Here is a 25,532-nt window from a genome sequence, read left to right as displayed (position 1 = left end):
CTCGTGCGGGAACGAAGCGAGGGATCGGAACTTCGTGCGCATCACTGGAAGCGGTCCAGTCCGCCGAAGCCCATGAAGGCAAGACTCATCAGGCCGGCGGTGATCATCGCGATGGCCGTGCCGCGAAACGGTAGCGGCACATCGGCACCGTCGAGGCGCTCGCGGATGCCGGCGAACAGCACCAGCGCGAGCGTGAAGCCCACCGAGGAGCCGAAGCCGAAGAGCAGGGACTCGACGAAGTCGTTGGCCATGCCCGCGTTGAGCAGTGGCACGCCGAGCACCGCGCAATTGGTCGTGATCAACGGAAGGTAGATGCCCAGCACGCGGTGCAGCAGCGGGCTGGTCTTTTCGATGGCGAGCTCGGTGAGCTGCACGATCGCCGCGATCACGACGATGAAGCACAGCGTGCGCAGATAGCCCAGATCGTTGGGTTCGAGCAGGTAGCGGTCGATCAGGTAGCTGCTGCCGGCGCCCAGGGTGAGCACGAAGGTCGTGGCCGCACCCATGCCCACCGCCGTCTCGAGCTTCTTGGATACGCCCATGAACGGGCACAGCCCGAGCATGCGCACGAGCACGACGTTGTTGACGAGGACTGCGCCGATGACGAGAAAGAAGTAGCTGCTCATAGTGGATGCCGACATGTGGCCCGGATTATCCCGCGCAGGAATTAAGCACTCAACCCTGTCGCAGTTATAGGAATATTCCCAATCCGTCCGAGGGCGGGCCGCCTCAGGCCGCCGCCGGCGAGGCGGCGTCGACGAAGTCGGCCGTGCACCGCACGCATTCGCGCACCAGTCGCGGCCCGCGATAGATCAGACCAGTGTACAGCTGTACGAGTTGGGCGCCGGCCTCGAGCTTGGCGCGCGCGTCGTCGGCGCGCATCACGCCGCCGGCGGCGATGATCGGCACCTCGCCGGCGAGCAGCTCGGACAGCCGGCGCACGACCGCGGTCGAGGCGTCGAACACCGGCGCGCCTGACAGCCCGCCCTGTTCGTTGGCTCGCGGCAGGCCCAGCACGCGCTCGCGCGCGATCGTCGTATTGGTGGCGATGACACCATCGATGCGGTGGCGACGCAACAACCCGGCGATGGCGACGATCTGCTCGTGATCGAGGTCGGGCGCGATCTTCAGTGCCAGCGGCACGTAGCGCCCGTGGCCGTCGGCCAGTTCGTGCTGGCGCGCCTTGAGGCGGCCGAGGAGCGCATCGAGTTCGTCCGCGCCCTGCAGCTGGCGCAGGTTCTGCGTGTTCGGCGAGGAGATGTTGACGGTCACATAGGATGCGTGCGGGTAGACCTTGTCGAGGCACGCCAGGTAATCGTCGGCGGCGCGCTCGATGGGTGTGTCGAAATTCTTGCCGATGTTGATGCCCAGCACGCCGCTGCTGCGTGCGGCCATGACGTTGGCGAGCAGCGCGTCGACGCCGTCGTTGTTGAAGCCCATGCGGTTGATGATGGCCTCGGCGGACGGAATGCGGAACAGGCGCGGGCGCGGGTTGCCCGGCTGCGCGCGCGGCGTGACGGTGCCGATCTCGATAAAGCCGAAGCCCAGGCGCGCGAGGCCGTCGATGGCCGCGCCGTTCTTGTCCAGGCCGGCGGCCAGACCGATGCGGTTGGGAAAGCGGATGCCCATCACCTCTACCGCATCGGCATCGGCCGGCGCCGCAGGTGGCAGGATGCGGCCGACCGTACGCAGCGCGCGCAGGGTCAGGTCGTGAGCGGCCTCGGGGTCGAGGGCGAAGAGCGCGGGGCGCAGCAGGGAATAGAGCATGTCGTGGTGGCGCTATGGCCGGAGGAAGTCCTGGAGTACCTGCCAGTGCCCGTCGATGCGCCCTTCGAGCGGGCGGAACCGGCTCTTGTAGGCCATCTTCGGGCTCTCCCGGATCCAGTATCCCAGATACAGGTAGGGCAGGCCGAGACGGCGGCAGGTCTCGATCTGCCACAGGATGCCGTAGGTGCCGTAGCTGGTGCGCGGCACGTCGGGCTCGTAGTAAGTGTATACGGCCGAGAGCCCGTCGATGAGACGATCGATCACGCTGACCATGCGCAGCACGCCGTCCTCGCGGAATTCGACCAGCCGCGTGTCGACATGGCTTTGCAGCAGGAACTGCGTGTATTGCTCGCGGTTGTCCTGATCCATGCCGCCGCCGGCATGGCGCGCACCCTGGTAGCGCTGGTAGAGCGCGAAATGCTCCTCGTCGAACTCGAGGGGGCGCTCGTGCGCGACCAGGTGTTCATGGCGCGCGAGCACGCGGCGCTGGTTGCGGTCGTAGGCGGCGCGATCGACCGGGATGCGCACCGGCACGCAGGCCTGACAGCTGTCGCAGCGTGGGCGATAGGTGAACACGCCGCTGCGACGGAAGCCGTTGCGCACCAGGTCGCTGTAGATCGGCGTGTCGATCAGATGGCCGGGCGTGGCGACCTGCGAGCGCGCGGTGCGATCGGGCAGATAGGAGCACGCATAGGGCGCCGTTGCGTAGAACTGGATGAGGGCGTACGGATAGTCCTTTTGCATGTGCTCAAACGCTTTCCCGGAAAGTGTCGGCAACCGCGCTGGCTGGCCAGCGCTCGGGCGGCGTACCACTGTCGACCAGTTCTCCGACGAGGCGGCAGAATTCGCTGCGCGCAATCTCGCGCGCGCCCAGGGAGAGCAGGTGGGACGTCGTCATCTGGCAATCTATCACGCCGAAATTCCGTGATTCAAGAAAGCGCGCGAGATGGGCAAGGCACACCTTGGATGCGTCGGTGCGGCGGCTGAACATCGATTCGCCGAAAAAGGCGCGGCCCAGCGCGATGCCGTAGAGGCCGCCGACGAGTTCGCCCTCGTGCCAGGCCTCGACGCTGTGCGCATGGCCCAGGGTATGCATCTGGCCGTAGGCGCGTCGCATCTCGGGGGTGATCCAGGTGCCGGGGACGTCGTCGCGCGGTGCCGCACAGGCCTCGACGACGGCGTCGAAGGCCGTGTCCAGGCGCACTTCGAAGCGGCCGCGCCGCAAGGTCCGGCGCAGCGAGCGCGAGATGCGGATCTCGCCTGGAAACAGCACCAGACGCGGGTTCGGACTCCACCACAGGATGGGCTGCCCCGCGCTGTACCACGGGAAGATGCCGTGCCGGTAGGCTTCGAGCAGCCATTCGGGAGTCAGTGCACCCCCTGCCGCGAGCAGGCCCGGAGGATCGTCGAGTGCGGCGTCGACGGGCGGGAAGTGCGGCGTGTAGGACAGCCAGGGAATCATCCTTCGGTGCACTGCAGCGCGTTGAACGGCTGCGCATGGGCGGCGTACTCGGCGTCGCGGTGGAAGGTGATGACGTGATCGGCTTCCAGACGAATGCCGATCATCTCGCCCAGCGCATGGTTGTGATGGCTGGGCACCAACGAGAGCACGCGCGCGCCTGAATCGAGCTCCAGCGTGTACAGGATGTCGGCGCCGCGAAAGGCCTTCTTGAGCACGCGCGCCTGGAGCGTGCTGTCGTCGTCGTGCACCACGTCGTCGGGACGCAGTAGCACTTCGACCGTGCAGCGTCCGCAGTTGCGGCCATCCTCGATGCGGCATTCGGTGGGGATGGCGCTCACCAGCAGACCCAGGTCGGTGCGTACGTGCTGATCGTCGACAACTTCGCCCGAGAGCAGCACGCCCTGACCGATGAAATCGGCCACGAAGCGGTTGCACGGACGGTGATAGAGGTTGTAGGGCGTGTCCCATTGCTGGATGCGGCCCTCGTACATGATGCCGATCTCGTCGGCCACGGCGAAGGCCTCGTTCTGGTCGTGCGTGACCATCACCGCGGTGATGCCGGTGGCCTTGATGATGTCGCGCACTTCGTGGGAGAGACGTTCGCGCAGTTCCACGTCGAGATTCGAGAAAGGTTCGTCGAGCAGCAGCAGGTCCGGCTCGGGGGCGAGTGCGCGTGCCAGCGCGACGCGCTGTTGCTGGCCGCCGGACAGCTCGTGCGGATAGCGCTCCCCCTGGCCGGCGAGCCCGATCACGCCGAGCATGGCCCCGACGCGCGATTGCCGCGCACCCGCCTCGAGCCCGCGCAGGCCGAAACCGATGTTGGCGCCCACCGTGAGGTGGGGAAACAGCGCGTAATCCTGGAATACCATGCCGATGCGCCGCTGTTCGGGCGGCAGGTGGATCGAGGTGCTGCTGACCACGCGTCCGTCGAGCCGGATCTCGCCCGCATCGACATGTTCGAAGCCGGCAATGCAGCGCAGCACGGTGGTCTTGCCGCAGCCCGACGGACCCAGCAGGCAGCCGATCGCGCCGCGCGGCAGTCGCATGGACAGTCGCCGCACGACCGGATGGGCGTCGTAGGCCAGTTCGATTGCGCTGAGTTCGAGGTGGGACATCGGGATTCACGCGCCGCAGCATTTGGCGGCACGCCTCCGTAGAAGCGATAATGCGATCAATTATAATTTCTAAATCAGGGGCCGTGCAGCGAGCGCGGCCTCATTCTTCGGGCCCCCGATGCAAGCCAGGACCGTTTCCACCCGATTGTTGCCGGATCGTTCCCCCCCGACCTGGAGCGGCCTGTTCATCGCCGTGCTCATCGCGGTGCCGGTGCTGTCGGTGTTTTCCAACGTGCTGGTCGCCGGCACCTCGGACACCTGGAGCCACATGGCCGCGACGGTGCTGCCCGAGTTCATCCGCAACACCGTCGTGATGTGCGTCGTCGTGGGCCTGGGCGTGGCCAGCATCGGGGTGCTCGGGGCGTGGTTCACCAGCATGTTCGACTTTCCCGGGCGGCGCGTGCTCGAATGGGCGCTGGTGCTGCCTCTGGCCGTGCCGGCCTACGTCATGGCCTATGTCTACACCGACTTCCTGCAGTTCGTCGGACCGGTACAGAGTACCCTGCGCGAATGGTTTGGCTGGCGGGCGGGCGATTACTGGTTTCCCGACGTGCGCTCGGTCGGTGGCGCCTCGGCGATGTTCATGTTCGTGCTCTATCCCTATGTCTATCTGCTCGCGCGCACCGCGTTCCTCGAGCGCGCGGCGGGCATGCTCGAGGCCGGACGCTCGCTCGGACTGGGGCCGTGGAGCAGTTTCTTTCGGGTCTCGCTGCCGCTGGCTCGCCCGGCCATCGTCGCCGGCACCGCGCTGGCGTTGATGGAGACGCTGGCCGATTTCGGCACGGTTTCGTACTTCGGTGTGCAGACCTTCACCACCGGCATCTATCGCGCCTGGTTTTCCTTCGGCGACCGCGCGGCCGCGGCACAGCTGTCGGCATTGCTGCTCGGTTTCGTGATCGTCGTCCTGGTGCTCGAGCGCATCAGCCGGGGGCGCGCGCGATTCAACAACACTTCGCGCCAGAACGCCTCGCCGGTGCGCATCCGCCTGCGTGGCTGGCGCGCCTGGGTGGTGACCTTGCTGTGCCTGATGCCGCTGGTCGCCGGCTTTCTGCTGCCCGCTGGCCTCCTGCTGAACATGGCCATCGTCGAGGGCGATGCGCAGTTCGGGCCGCGTTTCGTCCTGCTCGCTCGCAACAGCTTCGTACTGGCGTCGGTCGCCGCCGTGCTGGCGGTCGGCCTGGCGTTGCTGCTCGCCTACGCGGCGCGCCTGTCGCCGTCGAACTGGCCTCAGGCGGGCAACCGCGTGGTCGGGCTGGGCTATGCCGTGCCCGGCTCGGTGATCGCCGTGGGGGTGCTGATTCCGGTGACGCGACTCGACAACGCCATCGCCGAGACCGCGACGGCCTGGTTCGGCGTCAATCCGGGGCTGATCCTGACCGGCGGCATCGCGGCGTTGATCTATGCCTATCTCACACGCTTTCTGTCGATCGCGCTGCATACCGTCGAGGCCAGCCTGGGCAAGATCACGCCCAACATGGACGATGCTTCACGCATTCTCGGTCATGGGCGCTTTGCCACGCTGCGGCGCGTGCATGTGCCGATGCTGCGCGGCAGCCTGCTGACCGCCGGGCTGCTGGTGTTCGTGGACGTGATGAAGGAATTGCCGGCAACGCTGGTGATGCGCCCGTTCAATTTCGACACGCTCGCCACCCAGGCCCACAATCTGGCGGCCGACGAGCGCCTGGCGGAAGCCTCGACGGCGGCGCTGACCATCGTCGCCGTCGGCCTGGTGCCGATGATCGTGCTCTCGCGCCAGATCGTGAAGGGGCGTCGCGGGCGTCGCGCGGCGCCGCCCGCACCGGCGTTGACCGGGCAGGACGCGGCGCGCGCCTAGCGCCGTCACTCCTCGATGCGGAAACCGACCTTGAGCTTGACCTGCCAGTGCGCGATCTTGCCGTCGGCGATGTGGCCGCGGATCTCGGTGGTCTCGAACCAGTCGAGGTGACGCAGCGACTTGTTGGCGGTGGCGATGGCGTTGCGGATGGCGTCGTCCGTGCCTTCGGTCGATGATCCGACCAGTTCGACGAGCTTGTAGACGTGTGCGGACATGTTGGAACCTCCGTTGCTCTCGTTGCGGGAGATTCCAGTATAGGGGCGGGGTGCGCTACGGGTCGAACCGGACTGTTCGTCAGCGGTCGGTGAGGCGGATCTCGATGCGCCGGTTACGCGCCTGTGCCGCAGGCGTGCCGCGCGTGTCGAGCGGGTGCATGGAACCGTAGCCGTTGGCCGCCAGGCGCACGGGAGGAACGTCGCGCGTCTGCAGGAAGCGGGTGATGGCGCGGGCACGGGCGACGCTCAGTTCTTCGTTCGAGGCGAAGCGGCCGCCGCTGACCCGGCCTTCTTCGGTGTGAGCGTCGACGCGCAGCGACCATTGCACCGAGGGCGGGAAGCTCGCCGATGCGGACTTCAGGATCTCGGCCAGGCTGGCCAGCCTGGCGCGCGCGGCATCGCCCAGTTCGGCCGAGCCGGGCGAAAAAAGCATGTCCGCGGGGAGGATGAGGCGCTCGCCGACCATGCCCGAGGCGTTGCCGAAGACCGGACGCAGCGCGGCGTAGAACTCGCGCCGGTGTTCGGCGAAGGGCTTTTCCTGGGGGGCGGGTTCGATGGTGGCGTCGACCAGCGCGACGGCGCGCTCGCGCTCGGCGGCGGCCACGCTGCGTGCGGCCAGTTCGGAGCGGGTCGCATTCAGCTGTGACTCGAGTTCGGTCGCTTGTCGAGTGCGTGCTTCGAGGTCCTTCTTCGCCCCCTCGAGCTGCTGCGTCAGTGCCGCGACGTCCGGTGCGGGCGCGGCGCGGGCCTGGGCCAGTTCGCGTTCCAGTTCGGCCACGCGCTCGCGCTCGGCGTCGAGCTCCTTGCGCGCCGCGTCCAGCGCGGCGGTGGTCTGTTGCAGCGCGCGCCGCGTCAGTTCGTCCGGGGAGGCCGTGCGTTCGCGCTCGATCCGTGCAAGCTCGTCACGCGTCTGCTCGAGATCGCGTCGCGCCCCCTCCAGCGAACGCTGCAGATCCTCGATGCGTTCGTCGCGCTCGGCCATCGACGATCGCGCCGAGGCCAGTTGCTGCTCGATCTGTTGGCCACTCTGCGTGCTTTGCATCAGTTGCGCCAGCGCCGCGGTGTGGGCCTCGTCCAGTTGTGCGATGCGCTGCTCGCGCGCCTGGACTTCTTCGCGCGCGGCGGCCAGCGATCTTTCCAGCGTGGCGATGCGTTCGTTGCGCCGCGCGATGTCCTGCTTGCCCTGCGCCAGCGCCTGGTCGAGCTGCTCGATGTCCTGCTCGCGCGCAGCGATCTGCTCCCGCGCTTGGGCCAACGCGGCCTCGCTGCGCGTGAGGTTCGTGCGCGCACTGTCGAACTCTTCCTCGAGTGTGGCAATGCGTCGTTCGCGCTCGGCGAGCTGTTGGCGTGCTGCGCTCAGTTCGCGATCGAGAGCCTCGACGCGGCGCTCGCGCGAGACGAGCGTCTCCTGCGTCTGGGCCAGAATGCGATCCAGTTCGGCGATGCGTTGTTCACCCGCCGCCAGCTGTTCGCGTGTCGTTGTGAGGCTGCGGTCGAGTTCGGCGATGCGCTTCTCGCGTTCGCCCAGTTCCGTGCGTGCCTTCTCCAGCGTACTGTCAAGCCGGTCTATGCGTTGCTCGCCGGCGGCGATGTCGGCCCTGGCCGCTGCGAGGCTCGCCTCGCGCTCGACGAGGGTCGCGCGCGTGGCCGCGAGCTGGGTCTGCAATTCGTCGCCGCGCGTGCGCGCCTGCCGGGTCTCTTCACGCGCGCCGGCGAGGGCACGCTCGGACTCGGCCGTGAGCGCGGCGATGCGCTGTTCGGAGGCCTCGGCGAGCGAGCGCAGCGTGCGCTCCGAGGCTTCGGCCTGCTCGGCACGGTTGCGCTCCGAGACGGCCAGCTCGGTGGTCAGTGTCTCCACACGCTGCGTAAGCTCGTCGTTGCTCGCGCTCAGGCGGGCGTTGCGTTCGCGCTGGTCGTTCAGTTCGATGTCGGTGGCCGACAGTGCCGCGTCCAGCTCGAGCGCGCGAGCACGCAAGGCGTCGCGCTCGCGTTCGGTGGCGGTGAGGCTCGCCGACAGTTCGCCAATCGTCGCTTCGGCACGCTGGCGCGTGCTCGCCTCCTTCTGCAGGCGGTCGGTGCGGGCGCTCAGTTCCGCGTCCAGGCGGGCCAGCGCGCGGTCGCGCCCGGTGATCACGTCGGTGATCATGAACTGACCGACGGCGAAAATCAGCAAGCCGAATACCGTCACCAGCAGCAGCGCGGCGAGCGCCCCGACGAAACCCGGCCAGAAGTCGAGCGCGCGACGACGGTTGAGCATCGCCATCGGCTTAATCGGCCCCGCCGCCACCGCGGGCGCCGTTGATCGCGCGCACCAGCGCTCGCAGTTCCTCGCGGATCTCGTCGGTGTCCGACGAAGCCTTGGCCGCCGGCTCGTCCACGACGCTGGCGAGCCACTGGTCGATCTCCTGGTAGAAGCGGTTCTGCGCGTGGCCGGCGTTCAGGTCGAGAAAGCCGACTACCAGCGAGCCGGCCAGTCCGAACAGCGCGCAGGAAAAGCTCGTGGCCATGCCGGAGAGCGGCGCGTCCAGCTGCAGCTTCATGTTCTCGAACATTTCGATCGCATTGCTGCCGCCACTGATGCCGCCGATGATCTCGCCGACCGAGCGCACCGTCACGAGCAGACCCCAGAAGGTGCCCAGCAGCCCCAGGAAGATCAGCGCACCGATGATGTAGCGGCTCAGGTCGCGCTGTTCCTCGAGGCGAATCTGCACGCCGTCGAGGGTGGCGCGCATCATCGCCGGGGTAAGCCGCGGTTGCTCCTCGTCCTCGGCCGAGGTGGTCAGGGTGCGCGCCAGCGGGGCGAGCATGACGGGCTTGGTCGCATGCGGCGCGTCCGGGCCGCCGAGGCTGTAGCTCTCGGCCCACAGCACCTCGCGCTGCAGCTTCCAGACATGGACGAAATTGACGATGACGCCGATCGCGAAGACGGCGAGGATCAGCGCGTTGAACGGGAGGTTGGCCAGGAAGGCGAACTGCAGATGCGCAAGCAGGTAGGCAGCGAGCGCGACGACCACGGCCACGAACACGGCCATCCAGGTGGTCACGTGCAGCGGCTTGGTAAATTCCATGCGTTCCATCGTGTCGGTCCTCGTGTGCACCAGCGTCGGGCTCGGGCCGTACCCGATCATCGGATGATTCTAGCGCGAACCCGACGCGAAACGTGATTGCGCACGCTCGTCGGCGATGCGCGCACGCGCATCATCCCTCCGTCATGGTTCGTCCGTATCCTAGCGGCGCGTCCGGCCGGCGGCAATCAGGCGGTCGAGGCTCGCAGGCGCAGCCACATCGTGCGCAACAGGAAGGCCGCGAAGACGCCGGCCGCATCGGCGAGCCAGTCGAGCGGATCGCCCGAGCGATGCCCGGTGGCCGACTGCGCGATCTCGATGAGCAGCCCGTAGACCAGCAGCAGGGCGAGTACCTTTGGTACGCGCGTCGGCCAGACCGTGAAACCGAACAGCGCGAAGCCGGCGAAGGCGGCAAAATGGAACAGCTTGTCGCGGCCGGCGGCGAGACTCACGCCCTCGGGCGGGGGCAGCATCGCGACCACGAAGCCGGCGACCAGCGCGAGGACGAACAGCACGGTGACGAAGCGGCGAAGTGGAACGGACATGGGGAAACCGATGGCTGCGGACGGGGTCGGACCGGACAGCAGCGGAGATCGTTCCGCAAGCTGCACTCGAGTGGTGGAGGCAATTGTATGACTGCAAGCCTGGGGCGCGCGGTGCGCCGTACTGCCGTGATTGTCAGCATTCATTTCCTGCTCCTGATCACGCCCGGAGCGCTCGCCGCGCCCGAAGCCGTGGGGGGCAATACCGAGCTGCGCGTGCACATCGTCGCCGAAGGGCTGCAATCGCCGTGGGCCCTGGCCTTTCTGCCGGACGCTCGCATGCTGGTCACCGAGCGTGCCGGGCGCATGCGCATCGTCGACGCCGACGGGCGCGTGTCCGCCCCCTTGCAGGGGGTGCCGCGGGTACATGCGCAGGGGCAGGGCGGATTGCTCGACGTGGTGCTCGGCCCCGAGTTCGAGCGCGACCGCACGATCTTCTTCTCCTATGCCGAAGCCACCCCGAACGGGGCGCGAACGGCCGTCGCACGCGCCGAGCTCGACCTTTCGGGCATGCGGCTGCGCAGTGTCAGGCGCATCTTCGCGCAGAACGACGACCCCGGCGGCGGCCACCACTTCGGATCGCGCCTGGTGCTCGGAGCGGACGGCATGCTGTTCGTCACGCTGGGCGACCGCAATCAGATGCGCGAGCGCTCGCGGCGGCTCGACAGCCATCTGGGCAAGATCGTGCGCATCTCACCGGACGGCTCGGTGCCCGAAGACAATCCCTTCGTCGGTCGGCGCGGCGCGCTCGACGAGATCTGGACATACGGCCATCGCAATGTGCAGGGGGCCGCACTGCATCCGGATTCGGGCGAGCTGTGGATTCACGAGCATGGCCCGCGCGGCGGCGACGAGGTCAACATCATCCGCGCCGGGGCCGACTACGGCTGGCCGGACGTCACTCACGGACGCAGCTACGTGACCCGGCTTCCGTTCGGCGAGGCGACCGAGCGCGAGGGGGTCGAAGCGCCGGTGCACTACTGGGTGCCGACTTCGATCGCGCCATCGGGCATGGCCTTCTACACGGGAGACGCCATTCCTGAGTGGCGCGGCGACCTGTTCGTCGGCGCACTGGCCTCGCGGAAGCTGGTGCGCCTGGAGCTGGACGGCGAGCGCGTCGTGGCCGAACACGCCTTGCTCGAGGACATGGGATCGCGCATTCGCGACGTGCGCATGGGGCCGGATGGTCATCTTTACGTGCTCGACGAGAGTCGCGGGCGCATCCTGCGTCTCGAGCCGGGCGAGCGCTGAAGCCGGGCGCTCGCCCGATCTGCGCCGCGCCTGGACTCAATCCCGGGTTGCGGCGATGCGTCGCCCGAACTCGCGTGCCTGCTGCCACAGGCGTCGTTCCTCGGTGGCGGCGACATGCGCCTGCACCTGGGCTTCGTCCAGCGTCGCGAGGCTTTCGAGCAGGCGCGTCAGGTGGCCGGGCTGGGGCAGAACCGGACCGAGGAACAGCACGGCGTCGCCCCGTTGTACCAGCACCGTCGGAAAGCTCTCGATTTCCAGCGCGTCGGGCCAGTCGGCCTCGTCCTCGATGTCGGCCCAGTGGAAGACATGGTCGCGGTGCTGCTCGGCGACGGCGTCGAAGGGCGCGCGATAGTCGCGGCAGACGCCGCACCATTCGGCGCACAGGCAGACGACGATCGTGGCATTCGTGGACATCGCGGGATTCGGGCTCGAAGACGGGCGAGCAAGCCTATCAGCGCCGGACGCTCGCGCCAATCCCGAACGGGCCGGCGCGGCCGATCCGCCGGTCAGGGGCCGGACTGTTCGACCGGGCGCAGCGCGCCACGACGCTGCAGCACGACCAGCGGCAGCCCGGCGGCCAGCACCGCCAGCCCAAGCCATGCGCCGGCCCCGGCGTATTGCGCGCTCGACCACAGCAGACCCAGACACACCGCGGCGAAGAGCAGCGGCGGCAACGGATACAGTGGCACGCGGAAGGGGCGCGGACGGTCGGGTTCGCGCATGCGCAGCACGATCACCGCCATTGCGGTGAGGAACATGAACAACCAGAACACCGGCGCGGTGTAGGCCACCATGGTCTCGATGCCGTTGCGGCTGGCCGCGCCGAAGACGATCAGCGCCAGCGTGATCGCCCCCTGCGCCACCAGCGCACGGGTCGGCGTCTCGCCGCGTTCACTCCAGGTGGCGAGCATGCGCAGTTGCGGCAGGTCGTGACCCAGTGCGTAGTACACGCGCGCGCCGGTGAGTATCGTGGCGTTCATCGTGCTCAGTGCGGCCACACACACCATCAGGCTGAGCGCGACAGCGGCCATCGGTCCGAAGGCGATGCGCATCAGCTCGGCACCTACCGCATGCGTTTCGCGCAAGCCCTGCAGGCCGAAGATGTGCACATAGGCCGCGTTGGCGAGCAGATACACGGCCGTGACCACCAGAGTGCCGATGAGCAGCACGCGCGGCATGTTGCGCGCAGGCTCGCGCAACTCGCCCGACAGATAGGCTGCCTCGTTCCAGCCGCCGTAGGTCAGCAGCACGAACACCATGCCCATGCCCAGCGCCCCGGCGAGGTTGCCTGAAAGAGGGGCGGGTACGGCCGCCGCAGGCGCACCCGCACCGCCGGCGGCGACACCGGCGGCGACGATGGCCAGCAGCGCGACCACCGTGAACGCCGTGAACACGATCTGGGTGCGCTTGGAGCCGCCCGTGCCGACGATGTTTAGCGTGGTCAGTGCGATCACCGCGAAGGCGCCGTGCACGGCCGTGCCGTACGCGCCCAATGGCAGGATCTGACTCGCGTATTCGCCGTAGATGAAGGCCACGGCAGCGATCGAGCCGGTCTGGATGACCGAGCCGCGCGCCCACGCGAAGAACAGCGCGACGAACGGCCCCCAGGCGCGACGCAGGAAGTGGTACTCACCGCCGGTGTGCGGCCAGGCCGAGCCGAGTTCCGCATAGCACAGCGCGCCGAGCAGCATGACCGCGCCGCCGGCGAGCCACAGGCCGATATAGATCGTGGGGCTTGCGCTGAACTGTGCGACCAGCGGTGGAAAGCCGAAGATGCCGATGCCGATGACCACACCGACCAGCACGGCCACGCCGTCGACGACCGAGAGTCCGCGGCTGGGACCCGCAGTGGGACAGTTCGCGCCTTCGTCAGATGCGTTTGGCATGCCAGGCCGTCACGACCTTGTTGCCCGGCAGGGCGGTGATGCGCTCGCCATCGACGAGTCCGGTGTAGTGCTCGTTCGCAAGGCTGAAGCGCAGGGTGGGGCCGCGGATATCGGCGAATACCAGCGGACGCGCCCGGCCCTCGATCAAGGCCATGCCCTCGATGCGCTGATAGGTCTGCCTGATGTCGACGGTGAATTTGCGGCCATCGGCGCGAGTGACTTCCCAGCGGCCTTCGATGCGGGCCGGAACCACCCACTTGTAGACGTAACGGCCCTGCACCAGAATCCATTCATCCGGGCGCCAGTCGCCCATGTCGAAGGCGTGCGAGGCCACGCGGGTGCCCGGGCGCAGCTTCTCGAGGATGATCGGACGAAGGTCCAGATTGATCGAGGGCAGCAGGTACATGGTCAGCACGTCGACGTCGGAGAAGTCCTTCTCGAACAGGTCGCCGCGTTCGAAGGCGACGCGATCGGCCACTCCCGCCTCCTGCGCGGCGGCGTTGGCCTCGGCGATACGTACGGGATCGATGTCGATGCCCAGCGCACGCTTCACCCCCCAGTCACGCGCGGCGGCGATGACGATGCGCCCGTCACCCGAACCCAGGTCGATCACATAGTCGTCGGGCTGCACCTGCACGAGCTCGAGCATGCGATAGACCGCCTCGTGAGGTGTAGGCACATAGGGCACGTCGAGAACGATGGGCTGATCGTCGCGCGGCGGTTCACCCGAGGGCTCCTGGGCCGCGGCGGGCGCGGTCAGCATGATGGACAGCAATGCGGCGCCGATCAGACGCCAGGTGGTCGAGGTGGGTTCGCTGGCATGCATGGAGTCATCTCCGGTCTGATTATTGTTGTGCTGCATGATGCGCAGTGAGCGTAGCAGATTGCCCGCGCGCGCGACGCGGGTTTTGCGTCGGTTCTGTGGAATATCGCAAGCGGGGCGTGTGCGTAACGTGGCGTAAGCACGCTTGCCCGGCGGCAGCCGATCGCGCACAGTTACGCCGCCCGTTGAAAACCCGTCCGGAGAATCCCTTCCATGTCCGTCGTCCGACGCCTCGTCCTGGCCGTGCTGATCCTGTCCGTGGGCGTAATCGTCGCGGGTTGTTCGAGCCGCGGGGAACCCGCCTTCGAACAGCCCACAGTGTCGCTGACCTCGTTCGGCCTGATGCCGTCCGACGGCCGTGCTCCGCGCTTTCTGATCGGTCTGCGGCTGGTCAACCCGAACCCCACACCGCTCAAGGTGCGCGGGCTGAGCTACACGGTGGAGCTCGAAGGTCATCGCATGCTGACCGGCGTGACCTCGCGCATCGCCGAGGTGCCGCCCTATGCCGAGAGCGAGATCGAACTGCAATCGCCGATCGATCTGGTCAGCAGTGTGCGCCTGTTCAATGAGCTGGTGAACGCTCCCGGACGCGAGGCCTTGAACTACGCACTCAATGCCCGCCTGGACGTCGAGGGCATGCTCGCTCCGCTACGCCTGCTCGAAGACGGCGAGCTCAATTTCATGCAGCAGGACGCCGTGCGCTGAGCGCTGTCGCTCAGCGCATCGTGACCAGTTCTTCGGAACTGGTCGGGTGGATCGCCACGGTCTCGTCGAAGTCGCGCTTGGTCGCACCCATCTTCACCGCCACGGCGAAGCCCTGCAGCATCTCGTCGGCGCCCTCGCCGATGATGTGCACGCCCACCACGCGCTCGTCGGCACCCGCGCACACCAGCTTCATTGCCGTCTTCGGTTTGTGCTCGGTCATCGCGTAGTACATCGGCGTGAAGCGTGTCGCGTACACCCTGACGTCATCGTAGGCCTCGCGCGCGGCCGCTTCAGACAGGCCCACACTGCCGATGGTCGGGTGGCTGAACACCACGCTGGGAATGTTCGAATAGTCCAGCCTGGCGTCGGCCTGTCCGTCGAACAGGCGCGCGGCGAGCTTGCGACCGGCGGCGATCGCCACCGGCGTCAGTTCGACGCTGGAGGCGATGTCGCCGATGGCGTGGATGCCGTCGACATTGGTGTCCTGCCAGGGATCGACGGCAATCGTGCCGTCGTCGTTGCGGATCACCCCGGTCGCATCCAGCCCCAGGCGATCGGTATTGGCACGTCGGCCGATGGCCCACAGCACGCAGTCGGTCTCGACGCTGCCGCCCTCGGTGCACGTCACGCGCAGGCTGCCATCGTCGCGGCGCTCGACTGCCTGCGGCAGGGCACCGAAACGCACGTCGATGCCGTCGTCGGCCATGCGCATGGCCAGTTCCTCGCCCAGCATCGCGTCAAAGCCGCGCAGCAAGCGCTGCCCGCGCACCAGCAGGGTCACCTCGCTGCCCAGCGCCCGGAACATGCCGGCCAGTTCCACCGCGATGTAGCCCGAGCCGGAGACCACGACGCGCCCGGGTCGGCGCTCGAGTTCGAAGAATCCGTCTGAACTGATGCCCAGATCCGCGCCGGGAATGTCCGGATACACCGGCTGGCCACCGGTGGCGATGGTGATGTGTGGCGCCGTGAGGCGCCGACCTTCGACTTCGACGGTATGCGCATCGACAAGGCGTGCGAAGCCGCGCACCAGGGTCACGCCGGACTTGACGAGCATGTTCGCGTAGATGTCGTTCAGGCGCGCGATGTAGGCGTCGCGCGCGTGCTTGAGCACGCTCCAGTCGTGGCGCGCCGCCTCCAGCGTGAAGCCGTAGCCGGGCGCGTCGACGAGCTTGTGGGCGATGTCCGCGGCGTACCACATGACCTTCTTGGGTACACAGCCCACATTGACGCAGGTGCCCCCCAGACGTGCGGCTTCGATCACCGCCACCTTCGCGCCGTATTCCGCCGCCCGCCGGGCGGTGGCGATGCCGCCGCTGCCGCCGCCGATGACTACGTAGTCGAACGATTCCATTACCGTGTCCCGTATTGCGATGCGGCACATGCTATCACCACGCGACACGGCGCCTCTTGATCTGGCGCAGACGCACGCAGGGTGCACCCGCGCGCGATCCGACAGGCCGTGACTTACAGGGCCTCGGCCTGGATCATGCGGAAGTCGAGAGCGGCGAACTCGTCGCGCAGGTCCTCGCCGAACTCGGCCATCATGTCGTCGTCCGGGTCGTGGTACCAGTGCGCGACGACGCGCACGCCATCGGCCGCGCGGCGGTGCAGCATGCCGACCAGCGCACGGATCAGCTTGGTGCTGGAACTGTTGAAGTAGCGCAGGTTGAAGTGTGCCTCGACGCCGTCGTTGGCGGCCGGCTGCGACAGCAGCGACTCGAGCTGGTTGCGCACCGGGGCGTAGAAGGCCATCGCGTTCTCGGGGTAGGACTCGCCGGCGAGGCGAAAGCTCATCGTTGCCGGGTCGATGACGACTTCGGGCGTTTCCTTGGTGGCGGGGATGTGCATTGCGGTCATGACAGGCCTCCTGGGTCAGATGATTGCGCGCAGGTGGAATTCGGCGTCGTCCGGTTCGCCCGCGACGGGAACGATGTGGTAATCGATGGGTGCGCTGGCTTCGCGCGCCAGCGTCAGGAAGCCCAGTCCGGCCCCCTTGCTGATGCCCTCGGTGTCGGGCGTCTCGTCGCGCAGGCGGGCGCGGTAGGCGGCCTTGACCTCGTCGAGCGTCATCGTGCGCACGGCATCGACGCGCTCGCGGATGCGCCCGACCTGGTCGTTGCGCACGCGGTTGCAGCACATCACGGTGAAGTGCACATCCCCGCGCGTGACCGTCAGCGTCCCGTGCGGAAAGCCGTCCGCCTGGTCGGGCGGCGCGTAGTGCAGGACGTTCTGCGCCATCTCGACGAAGGCCGAGAACACGCGACGCGCGACGCGCCGGTCGGGCGCGGAATCGTCGAGGCGCTCGCGCACGGTGTCCGACAGCGTCGCGACGACGGGGCTCGTGATCTCGCCCGAGTAGTGCAGCAGGACCTGTCGGTCACGGGCATCGGCACGGAAGCGGTCGATCTCTACAGGCTCCATGGCGTGCTTCTCAGAAGCGGAAGCCGAGCGCGGACACGTCGTCCTTGCGCGGCTCCTCGCCCTGGTACTCGAGCAGTTCGGCCATCAGCGCACGCGCCTGCATCTTCATGTCGGCGTCGCGCAGGCGCAACAGACACTTGCGCGTGCGCCGCTTGCCGAAGGCGATGCGCTTGTCGCCGCCGAGCTGGTCGAAGATGCCGTCGGTGAACAGATACACGGCGGTTCCGGGTGCCAGTTCCATGCAGTGGTTGGTCCAGCGTTGCGCCATCGACACGCTGGCGTAGCCGACGCCCTCGCGGTCGCCGTCGATGATCGCGAAGTCCTCGTCGGTGGGCGCCAGCACGAAGGCGGACATGTGCGCGCCGGCAAACGTCATGCGGCGCGCCCCATGCTCGATCCAGCACACCGCCGCGTCCATGCCGTCGTCGGCGTGGTGGTCGTCGACGTCACCCTCGTGCTGGCTCATCGCCGTCTTGACGCGGCGGTGGATGTCGGCCAGCAGCCCCCCGGGGTCGCGCGCACTGTCGGCGTTGATCGCGCCCTGCATGAAGGCGCTCATGATCAGCGTCATGAAGGCGCCGGGCACGCCGTGACCGGTGCAGTCGAACAGAATCACGAGGATGCCGTCGTCGAACTCGCGCACGTGGTAGAGATCGCCGCTGACCGTGTCGCGCGGCTCCCACAACAGGAAGTGCTCGGGCAGGCAGGCGGCCAGCGTCTCGCGCGAGGCGCGCGAGATCGAGCGCTGGATCACCCGGCCGTAGTCGATCGACTCCATCACGATGCGGCTCTTTTCCTCCTGCATGCGCGAGATCGCCGCGAGCACGTCCTGCGCCCGGCCCATGCCGCGGAAGTGGCCCTCGACGGTGACGATGAAGCCGTCGGACAGCGCCTTTTCGCCGAACTCGAGGATGGTCGACGACAGCGCCTGCATCGTCGTGTCGGCCTCGACCACCAGCGGATGCTTGTCCATGAAGGCGATGCAGCTCTTGTTCTGGTAGAGCTCGCGCACGAACGGGCGCGCGAACTCCTCCATGAAGATGTGGCGGTTGATCAGCCCCACCGGCCGGCCGTCCTCGACCACCGGCAGGCTCGCCAGCGCGAGATCGGCCTTGAAGGCGCGGAACACCTCGAGGTTGGTCACGTCCGGCGCGATCGACGGCGTTTCGATGATCAGGTCGCGCGCGGTGTCGCTGTAGACGACGGGGCGGTCGGGAGCTGCAGCGGCGAGGACTGCAGCGACGGTACTGTGCATTGCGGAGGACTCCTGAGGATTGGGCGATACGTCATTGCAGGGCGGAAAGCCGCTCTGATGGCGGATCGAAGGCTAGGGGGTGGATGTTTCAACAGTGTGACGACGCCATGACGGGTTCGCGTCGACGGGCTACCATGCGCGTTCGCACTTCGTCGGGAGCCGTTGGCATGTCTTCGGAAATGTTCGGATCGGACGCCTTCTCGCCGCGCGAGATCGCGGCCAAGGTCGAGGCCATCGGCGTGGGCAAGGCGCGTCTGCCTTTGCTGACGATGTGGATGCTGGCGATGCTGGCCGGCGCCTTCGTCGGCCTGGGTGCGCTGTACTTCACGCTGGTGCGCTCGGACCCGACACTGGGTTTCGCCACTGCGCAGGTGCTCGGCGGCGTGGTGTTCTCGCTCGGCCTGTTGCTGGTGGTCGTCGCCGGGGCCGAGCTGTTTACCGGCAACAACCTGCTGGCGATGGCCTGGGCCGACGGCAAGATCAGCACGCGCGAGGTGCTGCGCAACTGGACCGTCGTGTGCCTGGGCAACCTGGTCGGCGCAGCGGGGCTGGCGCTGCTGGTGTTCCTGTCCGGGCATGCGCAGATGAACGGCGCTCGCGTGGCGGAGACCACGATGGCGATCGCCACGGCCAAGGTCGAACTGCCGTTCTGGACGGCCTTCTTCCGCGGCATGCTGTGCAACGTGCTGGTATGCATGGCGGTATGGATGGCGATTGCCGGGCGTAGCGTCGTCGACAAGGCGGTGGCCATCGTCTTCCCGATCTCGGCCTTCGTCGCGGCCGGCTTCGAGCACAGCATCGCCAACATGTACTTCATCCCGCTGGCCATGCTGCTGCAGGCCTCGGGCGGCGTCGCCGACACCTGGTCCACGATCACCATCTTCGGCTTCGCCGGCAACCTGGTGCCGGTGATCCTCGGCAACCTCGTCGGCGGCAGCGTGCTGGTGGGGCTGGTGTACTGGGTGATCTACATCCGCGGGCAGAAGGCGGTCGGCGGCTAGGACGGCTTGACGAGCCGCACCGTCTGCCAAGGACATCGCGCCCCGGCCGACGGGCGTTTCGATCGTGGGCTGACCGATCGCAGCCGGCGCAGTGCCGGATTCGCCACTTCGACTCAGGGCGTCCAGCCGTATGCGCGCAGTGCGTCTTCGACACCTTGCGCGATGCGCGCGTAGCCGCGCGCGTTGGCGTGGATGCGGTCGGCTCGCAGACGGGTATCGGAGAGCACGTCTGAGACGACGCCGCGGATCAGCGGGAGCTTGTGTTCTTCGGCCAACTCGGCGTACAGGGCGTGGTCGGACAGATTGCCCAGAAGGATTGCCCCGGTCGATTTCTCGGGAATCGCCATGAGCGCGACATGCTGCGTGACGCTGCGAGCGCGGCGCACCATCGCATTGAGGTTGGCGCGCGTGTCGTCTGCCGGCAGGTTGCGCAGGAAGTCGTTTCCGCCCACGGCGATGATGACTGCCTGCGGCGCGTGCATGTCGAGCAGCTCCGGCAGGCGGCGGCGCGCGTCGGCCGAGGTGTCGTCCGGTGCGCCGGCGTTGATCACCTTCCAGCCGGTCGCCTGTGCCAATCGCTCGGGCCAGCCCTCGCCCTGACGCGCACCGGTGCCGTCCACCAGACTGTCGCCGATGACCAGCACCACGGCGTCCGGGGGCAGGGGGTCGAAGCGGTCGGGTGCCGATTGCTCGCAGCCGGTGATGAAAATGGCAACGAGCAGAAGCAGCGCGGTGTTCAGAAGTCGGCGAAGCAGCACGGGCAACGACCATAGGCAGCAGGACATGGACGGATCATGCCGCATGCGAGGTGCCCGATGGGTTACCGGAAATTACACGTCGAGCAGTTCGAGCACCTTCTCCGGCGGTCGTCCGATCACTGCGCGTTCACCCGCGACGACGATGGGACGTTCGATCAGCACCGGGTGTGCGAGCATGGCGTCGAGCCAGTCGTCCTCGCTCATGGTCCGACCGGCATATTCGGTCTTGCAGATGTCTTCGCCACGGCGTACCAGCTCGGACGGCTGCATGCCGAGTTTGGCGAGCAGCGCGACGAGTTCGGCGCGCGTGGGCGGGGTGTCGAGATAGTGGATGATCTCGGGCGTGACGCCGGCCTCCTCGAGCAGCGCGAGCGTGCCGCGACTCTTGGAACAGCGGGGGTTGTGGTAGATGCGCATGGGTAAGTTGGCCGGCCGGACGAGCGTCAATCGCGCGCGTCCGGCCTGCGTTCCTGGAATCAGTCGTTACGGGCGGTCACTTCGACCAGGTGATAGCCGAACTGCGTCTTGACCGGGCCCTGGACTTCGTTGAGCGGGGCGGTGAACACGACTTCGTCGAACTCGCGCACCATCTGGCCGCGGCCGAAGCTGCCCAGTTCGCCACCGCGACGGCCCGAGGGGCACTTGGAGTGCTTCATCGCCAGCGCGACGAAGTCTTCGCCATTGGCAATGCTTTGCTTGAGGTCCAGGCATTCCTGTTCGGTGTCGACGAGGATGTGGCGGGCGCTTGCTTGGGTCATGGGACAACTCTCCGGGTGGTTATGCCGGCCTTGCCGGCGAGTGGAATCAGAATTCGATTTCGACTGCATGCGCAGCGCGCAGGGCTTTGTCTTTTGCAGCTTCGACCGTCTCATCGAGCGCGAGTGCCACGCCCATGCGTCGCCGCCCATGCACTGCGGGCTTGCCGAACAGGCGCAGCGCGGTGTCTGGATCGGCCAGCGCGGCCTCCAGATTGGCGAATCGGGTCTGCTCCGAATCGCCGTCGACCAGGATCACGGCGGACGCGGACGGGCCGTGAAGGCGAATCTTCGGAATTGGCAGCCCGAGAATGGCGCGTGCATGCAGCGCGAACTCGGACAGATCCTGCGAGATCAGCGTGACCAGCCCGGTGTCGTGCGGGCGCGGCGAGACTTCGCTGAACCACACCGCGTCGCCCTTGACGAACAGCTCGACGCCGAACAGGCCACGCCCGCCCAGTGCGTCGGTCACGGCCAGCGCGATGCGCTCGGATTCACGCAACGCGGCCTCGCTCATCGCCTGTGGCTGCCAGGATTCGCGATAGTCGCCGTCTTCCTGACGGTGGCCGACCGGCGCGCAAAAGCTCGTGCCATTGATGTGGCGCACGGTCAGCAGCGTGATCTCGTAGTCGAAATCGACAAAGCCTTCGACGATGACGCGACCCTTGCCCGCGCGACCGCCTTCCTGCGCGTGCTCCCACGCGCGGTGAACGTCATCGCTCGAGCGCAGCACGCTCTGACCCTTGCCGGATGAGCTCATCACCGGCTTGACCACGCACGGGAAGCCCACGGCATCGACCGCAGCGGCATAGTCATCGAAGGTTTCGGCAAAACGGTAGGGCGAAGTCGGCAGGCCGAGTTCTTCGGCTGCCAGCCGCCGGATGCCTTCGCGGTCCATCGTCAGTTGCGTGGCGCGCGCGGTGGGCACCACGGTATGGCCCTCGGCTTCCAGCTCCACCAGCGTCGCGGTGGCGATGGCCTCGATCTCGGGAACGATGTAATGCGGCTGCTCGCGCTCGACCACCGCGCGCAGTGCCGCGCCGTCGAGCATCGAGATCACGTGGCTGCGATGCGCCACCTGCATGGCCGGCGCGCTCTCGTAGCGATCGACGGCAATCACCTCGCAGCCCAGGCGCTGCAGTTCGATCGCGACTTCCTTGCCAAGCTCGCCCGCGCCGCACAGCAGCACGCGCGTGGCGGTCGGGGAGAGCGGGGTGCCGATTCGGGTCATGCGGTGTTCCGGTGAGTCGGTTCAGGCAACGGCGCGCGGCGGGTGCGTCATGTCGCCGCGGCCGGCGAGAAGCCCAGCCACGGAGATGTCTTCGTCGAGTTCATTCCAGTGCAATCCGCCGGGACTCAATTCGAATTTGGCGCGTTGGTCCGCAGAGGCATTCAGCAAGCGCGGAAACCATGCGAGCGGCACGCCGATCACGCGGCCATCGGCAATCGACACCCACATCCGGATGTCGTCGAAGGTTACGTGAGTCGGGTGCGCGTACATGTCGAGCTCAGCGCGTGATCGGCTTGTACCGTATGCGCCTGGGTTTGGCGCCTTCCTCGCCCAGACGCTTCTTCTTGTCGTCCTCGTATTCGCGGAAGTTGCCTTCGAAGAAGGTCCATTGCGATTCGCCTTCGGCGGCGAGGATGTGGGTGCAGATGCGATCCAGGAACCAGCGGTCGTGCGACACGATCAGCGCGCAGCCGGCGAATTCGAGCAGCGCGTCTTCGAGCGCGCGCAGCGTCTCCACGTCGAGGTCGTTGGAGGGCTCGTCGAGCAGCAGCACGTTGCCGCCGGAGATCAGCGTCTTGGCCAGATGCAGACGGCCACGCTCACCGCCGGAGAGGTTGCCGACGATCTTCTGCTGGTCGCCGCCCTTGAAGTTGAAGCGGCCGATGTAGGCGCGGCTGGGCATTTCGAACTTGCCCACGGTGAGCACGTCGGCGCCGTCGGCGATGGCCTCGAACACCGTCTTGTCGTCGGGCAGGCCTTCGCGCGACTGATCCACCGAGGCGATGTGTACCGTCGGGCCGATGTCGATGGTGCCGGAATCGGGCGTCTCCAGTCCGCGGATCATCTTGATCAGCGTGGATTTACCCGCGCCGTTCGGACCGATGATGCCGACGATGGCACCCGGCGGAATGCTGAACGACACGTCGTCCATCAGCCACTTGTCGCCGAAGGCCTTGCTGACGTTGTTGAACTCGATGACCTTGTCGCCCAGACGCTCGCCCAGCGGGATGAAGATTTCCTGCGTCTCGTTGCGGCGCTGGTACTCGACCGAGGACATCTCGTCGTAACGCGACAGGCGCGCCTTGCTCTTGGCCTGACGCGCCTTGGGGTTGGAGCGCACCCACTCCAGTTCCTGCTTCATCGCCTTCATGTGGGCGTCGACCTGCTTGTTCTCCTGCTCCAGGCGCGCTTCCTTCTGCTCCAGCCACGACGAATAGTTGCCCTTCCACGGGATGCCGTGGCCGCGGTCGAGTTCGAGAATCCATTCGGCGGCGTTGTCGAGGAAGTAGCGATCGTGGGTCACCGCCACGACGGTGCCGGGGAAGCGGGTCAGGAACTGCTCCAGCCACTCCACCGACTCGGCGTCGAGGTGGTTGGTGGGCTCGTCGAGCAGCAGCATGTCGGGTTTGGAGAGCAGGAGTTTACACAGCGCCACGCGGCGCTTCTCGCCACCGGAGAGGTTGCCGATCACCGCATCCCACGGCGGCAGACGCAGCGCGTCGGCGGCAATCTCCATCTGGTTCTCGGTGTCGGAGCCGGCCGCGGCGAGGATGTTCTCGTAGTGCGCCTGTTCCTCGGCGAGCTTGTCGAAGTCGGCATCCGGCTCGGCGTAGGCGGCGTAGATCTCCTCCAGCTTGCTCTGGGCTTCCATGACCTCGCCCATGCCGCCCTCGACTTCCTCGCGCACGGTCTTGGTCGGGTCCAGTTCCGGTTCCTGCGGCAGGTAGCCGATGCGCGTGCCGGCCAGGTGCTGCACCTCGCCGTCGTACTCCTTGTCCACACCGGCCATGATGCGCAGCACGGTGGACTTGCCCGAGCCGTTGAGGCCGAGCAGGCCGATCTTGGCGCCCGGGAAGAAGGAGAGGGAAATATCCTTGATGATCGTCCGCTTGGGCGGGACAACCTTGCTCACGCGGAGCATCGACATCACGTATTGGGCCATGGAAAACGCTCGATCCTGCGAAATGCTAAGGGGCGCAGTCTACCACCGCGCGCCCGGGGCCGCGCCGGGCCGCAGGCGAAAGGCAGGGCGCAACAACCGAAGTGCATTGCGTCGCATGGGCCACACATCCGGCGGATTACGCTGCGCTAATCCGCCCTACGATCTGCGCGATCAAGGCGCGCCTCAACTGCCGAAATCGCTCGCCGTGCCGCGCTGTTCGATGGCCTCGGCGATGCGGCCGATGCCCTGCAGATAGGCGGCCGTGCGGTAGCTCACTTCGTCCTTTGCGGCGCGATCCATCACGCGCTCGGCCTCGCGGGCGATGCGCTCGGCCATGCGGGCGTTGACGGTGTCTTCGTCCCATTGCTCGCCGATGCGGTTCTGCACCCATTCGAGGTGGCTGACGATGACGCCGCCGGTGTTGGCCAGCACGTCGGGGAGCACGGGGATGCCGCGGCTGGCGAGCACGTCGTCGGCCTCGCTGGTGACCGGCCCGTTGGCGATCTCCAGCACCAGGCCGGCCCGCACGTTGCCGGCGTTGTCGGCGTGGATCTGGTCTTCCAGCGCGGCCAGCACCAGCACGTCCGCGTCCAGCGCCAGCAACTCGTCCTGGCTCATGGCCGTGCTGCGGTCGCACTCGCACAGCACGGATTCCTCGCAATACACCATGCCCTTGAGTTCGCGCGACTCGTTCTTGTGGTGCCAGATCGGCTCCGGGCTCAGCCCCTCGGCATCAAAGATCGCACCCTTGGAATCCGACACCGCGACCACGCGGTAGCCCCGCTCGTGCGCAAGCCGCGCGAAGTGGTAGCCGGCGTTGCCGAAGCCCTGCACCGCCAACGTGGTGTCCTCGGGCTTGCGGTCGTGGCGCCTGGCCCACATGTCGAGCACCTGCAGCGCGCCGCGCCCGGTCGATTCCACGCGCCCCGGAGAGCCGCCCAGCGCCAGCGGCTTGCCGGTGATCACCGCCGGTTGCTGGCAACGCACGATGGCGTCGTACTCGTCGGCCATCCAGCCCATCACGGTCGGGTTGGTGTTCACGTCCGGCGCCGGAATGTCGCGGTCCGGCCCCACGATGTCTGCCACCGCGCGCATGTAGCCGCGCGACAGGCGTTCGAGTTCCAGCCGCGAGAGCTTCTTCGGATCCACCGCCACGCCGCCCTTGCCGCCGCCGAAGGGCAGGTCCACCACCGCGCACTTGATCGCCATCCAGAAGGCCAGCGTCGTGACTTCGTCGCGATTGACCGCCGGGTGAAAGCGTACGCCGCCCTTGGCCGGCCCGCGCATGGTGTCGTAGTGCACGCGCCAGCCGGTGAACACCTCCAGCCGGCCGTCGTCCATGCGCACCGGAATGCCCACCTGCAGCGCCAGTGCCGGCTGTGCGAGGCGGGCGCGGACGTCGTCGGCCACGTCCAGCCGGTCGAAGATGTCCTGCAGGCGCGACAGCGCGTCGTCGAGCAGGCTGCGTTCGTGGTCGTGATTGCCGCTCATCGTGTCCTCCGTG

27 protein-coding genes are annotated in these 25,532 nt (G+C 67.4%); 4 read left to right on the top strand and 23 right to left on the bottom strand.

Going from position 1 to position 25,532, the window contains the following annotated elements; all coding sequences use genetic code 11:
• Positions 1-41: 41 nt before the first annotated feature.
• From rsxA to C0099_RS08310, 5 genes are all read right to left on the bottom strand, one after another.
• Positions 42-626 (bottom strand): electron transport complex subunit RsxA, encoded by a 585-nt coding sequence (rsxA, locus tag C0099_RS08330; RefSeq protein WP_102247007.1) that lies wholly within the window; start codon positions 624-626, stop codon positions 42-44.
• Positions 627-729: 103 nt separating this feature from the next.
• Positions 730-1,767 (bottom strand): quinone-dependent dihydroorotate dehydrogenase, encoded by a 1,038-nt coding sequence (locus C0099_RS08325; RefSeq protein ID WP_102247006.1) that lies wholly within the window; start codon positions 1,765-1,767, stop codon positions 730-732.
• Between the two features lie 12 nt (positions 1,768-1,779).
• Complete coding sequence (locus C0099_RS08320) at positions 1,780-2,511, bottom strand: arginyltransferase (protein WP_102247005.1); 732 nt, start codon at positions 2,509-2,511, stop codon at positions 1,780-1,782.
• A gap of 4 nt (positions 2,512-2,515) precedes the next feature.
• Entirely contained in the window at positions 2,516-3,229 is a 714-nt protein-coding gene (aat, locus tag C0099_RS08315; RefSeq protein WP_102247004.1) for a leucyl/phenylalanyl-tRNA--protein transferase, read from the bottom strand.
• Positions 3,226-4,344: an ABC transporter ATP-binding protein gene (locus C0099_RS08310; RefSeq protein ID WP_102247003.1), complete on the bottom strand. Its 1,119-nt coding sequence runs from the start codon at positions 4,342-4,344 to the stop codon at positions 3,226-3,228. The genes aat and C0099_RS08310 overlap by 4 nt, the downstream gene beginning before the upstream one ends.
• 118 nt (positions 4,345-4,462) lie before the next feature.
• On the opposite strand from C0099_RS08310, the gene C0099_RS08305 reads away from it, so the two are divergent.
• Positions 4,463-6,178: an ABC transporter permease gene (locus C0099_RS08305; protein ID WP_102247002.1), complete on the top strand. Its 1,716-nt coding sequence runs from the start codon at positions 4,463-4,465 to the stop codon at positions 6,176-6,178.
• A gap of 5 nt (positions 6,179-6,183) precedes the next feature.
• Here the strand turns inward: C0099_RS08305 and C0099_RS08300 are convergent, their stop codons facing one another.
• The 4 genes from C0099_RS08300 to C0099_RS08285 form a co-directional block, all read right to left on the bottom strand.
• Positions 6,184-6,393, bottom strand: coding sequence for a dodecin (locus tag C0099_RS08300; protein ID WP_102247001.1), 210 nt, complete (start codon positions 6,391-6,393; stop codon positions 6,184-6,186).
• A gap of 79 nt (positions 6,394-6,472) precedes the next feature.
• Positions 6,473-8,656 (bottom strand): OmpA family protein, encoded by a 2,184-nt coding sequence (locus C0099_RS08295; RefSeq protein ID WP_102247000.1) that lies wholly within the window; start codon positions 8,654-8,656, stop codon positions 6,473-6,475.
• Between the two features lie 4 nt (positions 8,657-8,660).
• A complete protein-coding gene (locus C0099_RS08290; RefSeq protein WP_102246999.1) occupies positions 8,661-9,470 on the bottom strand; it encodes a MotA/TolQ/ExbB proton channel family protein in 810 nt (269 codons plus the stop codon).
• A gap of 176 nt (positions 9,471-9,646) precedes the next feature.
• Positions 9,647-10,003 carry a VanZ family protein gene (locus C0099_RS08285; RefSeq protein ID WP_102246998.1) on the bottom strand — a complete coding sequence of 119 codons (357 nt, stop codon included), beginning with the start codon at positions 10,001-10,003 and terminating at the stop codon, positions 9,647-9,649.
• A gap of 87 nt (positions 10,004-10,090) precedes the next feature.
• On the opposite strand from C0099_RS08285, the gene C0099_RS08280 reads away from it, so the two are divergent.
• Positions 10,091-11,251 (top strand): PQQ-dependent sugar dehydrogenase, encoded by a 1,161-nt coding sequence (locus C0099_RS08280; protein WP_102246997.1) that lies wholly within the window; start codon positions 10,091-10,093, stop codon positions 11,249-11,251.
• 36 nt (positions 11,252-11,287) lie between these two features.
• Here the strand turns inward: C0099_RS08280 and C0099_RS08275 are convergent, their stop codons facing one another.
• From C0099_RS08275 to C0099_RS08265, 3 genes are all read right to left on the bottom strand, one after another.
• The gene (locus tag C0099_RS08275; RefSeq protein ID WP_102246996.1) at positions 11,288-11,665 is read right to left on the bottom strand and encodes a thioredoxin family protein; all 378 of its coding nucleotides are present in this window, start codon (positions 11,663-11,665) and stop codon (positions 11,288-11,290) included.
• Positions 11,666-11,757: 92 nt separating this feature from the next.
• Positions 11,758-13,137 (bottom strand): APC family permease, encoded by a 1,380-nt coding sequence (locus C0099_RS08270; protein ID WP_102246995.1) that lies wholly within the window; start codon positions 13,135-13,137, stop codon positions 11,758-11,760.
• Complete coding sequence (locus C0099_RS08265; protein WP_102246994.1) at positions 13,121-13,963, bottom strand: SAM-dependent methyltransferase; 843 nt, start codon at positions 13,961-13,963, stop codon at positions 13,121-13,123. Before C0099_RS08265 ends, C0099_RS08270 begins: the two co-directional genes overlap by 17 nt.
• A gap of 210 nt (positions 13,964-14,173) precedes the next feature.
• Between C0099_RS08265 and C0099_RS08260 the strand changes: the two genes are divergently transcribed.
• Positions 14,174-14,665 (top strand): LEA type 2 family protein, encoded by a 492-nt coding sequence (locus C0099_RS08260; protein ID WP_102246993.1) that lies wholly within the window; start codon positions 14,174-14,176, stop codon positions 14,663-14,665.
• A gap of 10 nt (positions 14,666-14,675) precedes the next feature.
• Here C0099_RS08260 and gorA read toward each other — a convergent pair whose 3' ends face one another.
• The 4 genes from gorA to C0099_RS08240 form a co-directional block, all read right to left on the bottom strand.
• Positions 14,676-16,016 carry a glutathione-disulfide reductase gene (gorA, locus tag C0099_RS08255; RefSeq protein ID WP_102246992.1) on the bottom strand — a complete coding sequence of 447 codons (1,341 nt, stop codon included), beginning with the start codon at positions 16,014-16,016 and terminating at the stop codon, positions 14,676-14,678.
• 113 nt (positions 16,017-16,129) lie between these two features.
• A complete protein-coding gene (locus tag C0099_RS08250) occupies positions 16,130-16,522 on the bottom strand; it encodes a DUF1987 domain-containing protein (RefSeq protein WP_102246991.1) in 393 nt (130 codons plus the stop codon).
• Between the two features lie 15 nt (positions 16,523-16,537).
• The gene (locus C0099_RS08245) at positions 16,538-17,086 is read right to left on the bottom strand and encodes a SiaB family protein kinase (protein ID WP_102246990.1); all 549 of its coding nucleotides are present in this window, start codon (positions 17,084-17,086) and stop codon (positions 16,538-16,540) included.
• 10 nt (positions 17,087-17,096) lie between these two features.
• Complete coding sequence (locus C0099_RS08240) at positions 17,097-18,341, bottom strand: SpoIIE family protein phosphatase (RefSeq protein ID WP_102246989.1); 1,245 nt, start codon at positions 18,339-18,341, stop codon at positions 17,097-17,099.
• Between the two features lie 167 nt (positions 18,342-18,508).
• Here C0099_RS08240 and C0099_RS08235 point away from each other — a divergent pair, with 167 nt between their 5' ends.
• A complete protein-coding gene (locus C0099_RS08235) occupies positions 18,509-19,342 on the top strand; it encodes a formate/nitrite transporter family protein (RefSeq protein WP_102246988.1) in 834 nt (277 codons plus the stop codon).
• A 113-nt stretch (positions 19,343-19,455) separates the two neighbouring features.
• Here the strand turns inward: C0099_RS08235 and C0099_RS08230 are convergent, their stop codons facing one another.
• The 7 genes from C0099_RS08230 to C0099_RS08200 form a co-directional block, all read right to left on the bottom strand.
• Positions 19,456-20,127 (bottom strand): GDSL-type esterase/lipase family protein, encoded by a 672-nt coding sequence (locus tag C0099_RS08230; protein WP_102246987.1) that lies wholly within the window; start codon positions 20,125-20,127, stop codon positions 19,456-19,458.
• 45 nt (positions 20,128-20,172) lie between these two features.
• Positions 20,173-20,517 carry an arsenate reductase (glutaredoxin) gene (gene arsC, locus C0099_RS08225; RefSeq protein ID WP_102246986.1) on the bottom strand — a complete coding sequence of 115 codons (345 nt, stop codon included), beginning with the start codon at positions 20,515-20,517 and terminating at the stop codon, positions 20,173-20,175.
• Positions 20,518-20,576: 59 nt separating this feature from the next.
• Positions 20,577-20,858 carry a peptidylprolyl isomerase gene (locus C0099_RS08220; protein ID WP_102246985.1) on the bottom strand — a complete coding sequence of 94 codons (282 nt, stop codon included), beginning with the start codon at positions 20,856-20,858 and terminating at the stop codon, positions 20,577-20,579.
• Positions 20,859-20,904: 46 nt separating this feature from the next.
• On the bottom strand, positions 20,905-22,086 hold the full coding sequence (gene purT, locus C0099_RS08215; protein ID WP_102246984.1) for a formate-dependent phosphoribosylglycinamide formyltransferase: 1,182 nt from the start codon (positions 22,084-22,086) through the stop codon (positions 20,905-20,907).
• A 21-nt stretch (positions 22,087-22,107) separates the two neighbouring features.
• Positions 22,108-22,356 carry a DUF2442 domain-containing protein gene (locus tag C0099_RS08210; RefSeq protein WP_102246983.1) on the bottom strand — a complete coding sequence of 83 codons (249 nt, stop codon included), beginning with the start codon at positions 22,354-22,356 and terminating at the stop codon, positions 22,108-22,110.
• Between the two features lie 7 nt (positions 22,357-22,363).
• Positions 22,364-24,028, bottom strand: coding sequence for an energy-dependent translational throttle protein EttA (gene ettA / locus C0099_RS08205; protein WP_102246982.1), 1,665 nt, complete (start codon positions 24,026-24,028; stop codon positions 22,364-22,366).
• 183 nt (positions 24,029-24,211) lie between these two features.
• Complete coding sequence (locus C0099_RS08200) at positions 24,212-25,519, bottom strand: Glu/Leu/Phe/Val family dehydrogenase (RefSeq protein WP_102246981.1); 1,308 nt, start codon at positions 25,517-25,519, stop codon at positions 24,212-24,214.
• Positions 25,520-25,532 lie beyond the last annotated feature (13 nt).

This window comes from Pseudazoarcus pumilus (assembly GCF_002872475.1).
GTDB classification, from domain to species: Bacteria; Pseudomonadota; Gammaproteobacteria; order Burkholderiales; family Rhodocyclaceae; genus Pseudazoarcus; species Pseudazoarcus pumilus.
Note: the sequence above shows the minus strand (reverse complement) of the source record. Positions and strands in the feature narration are given on the sequence as shown.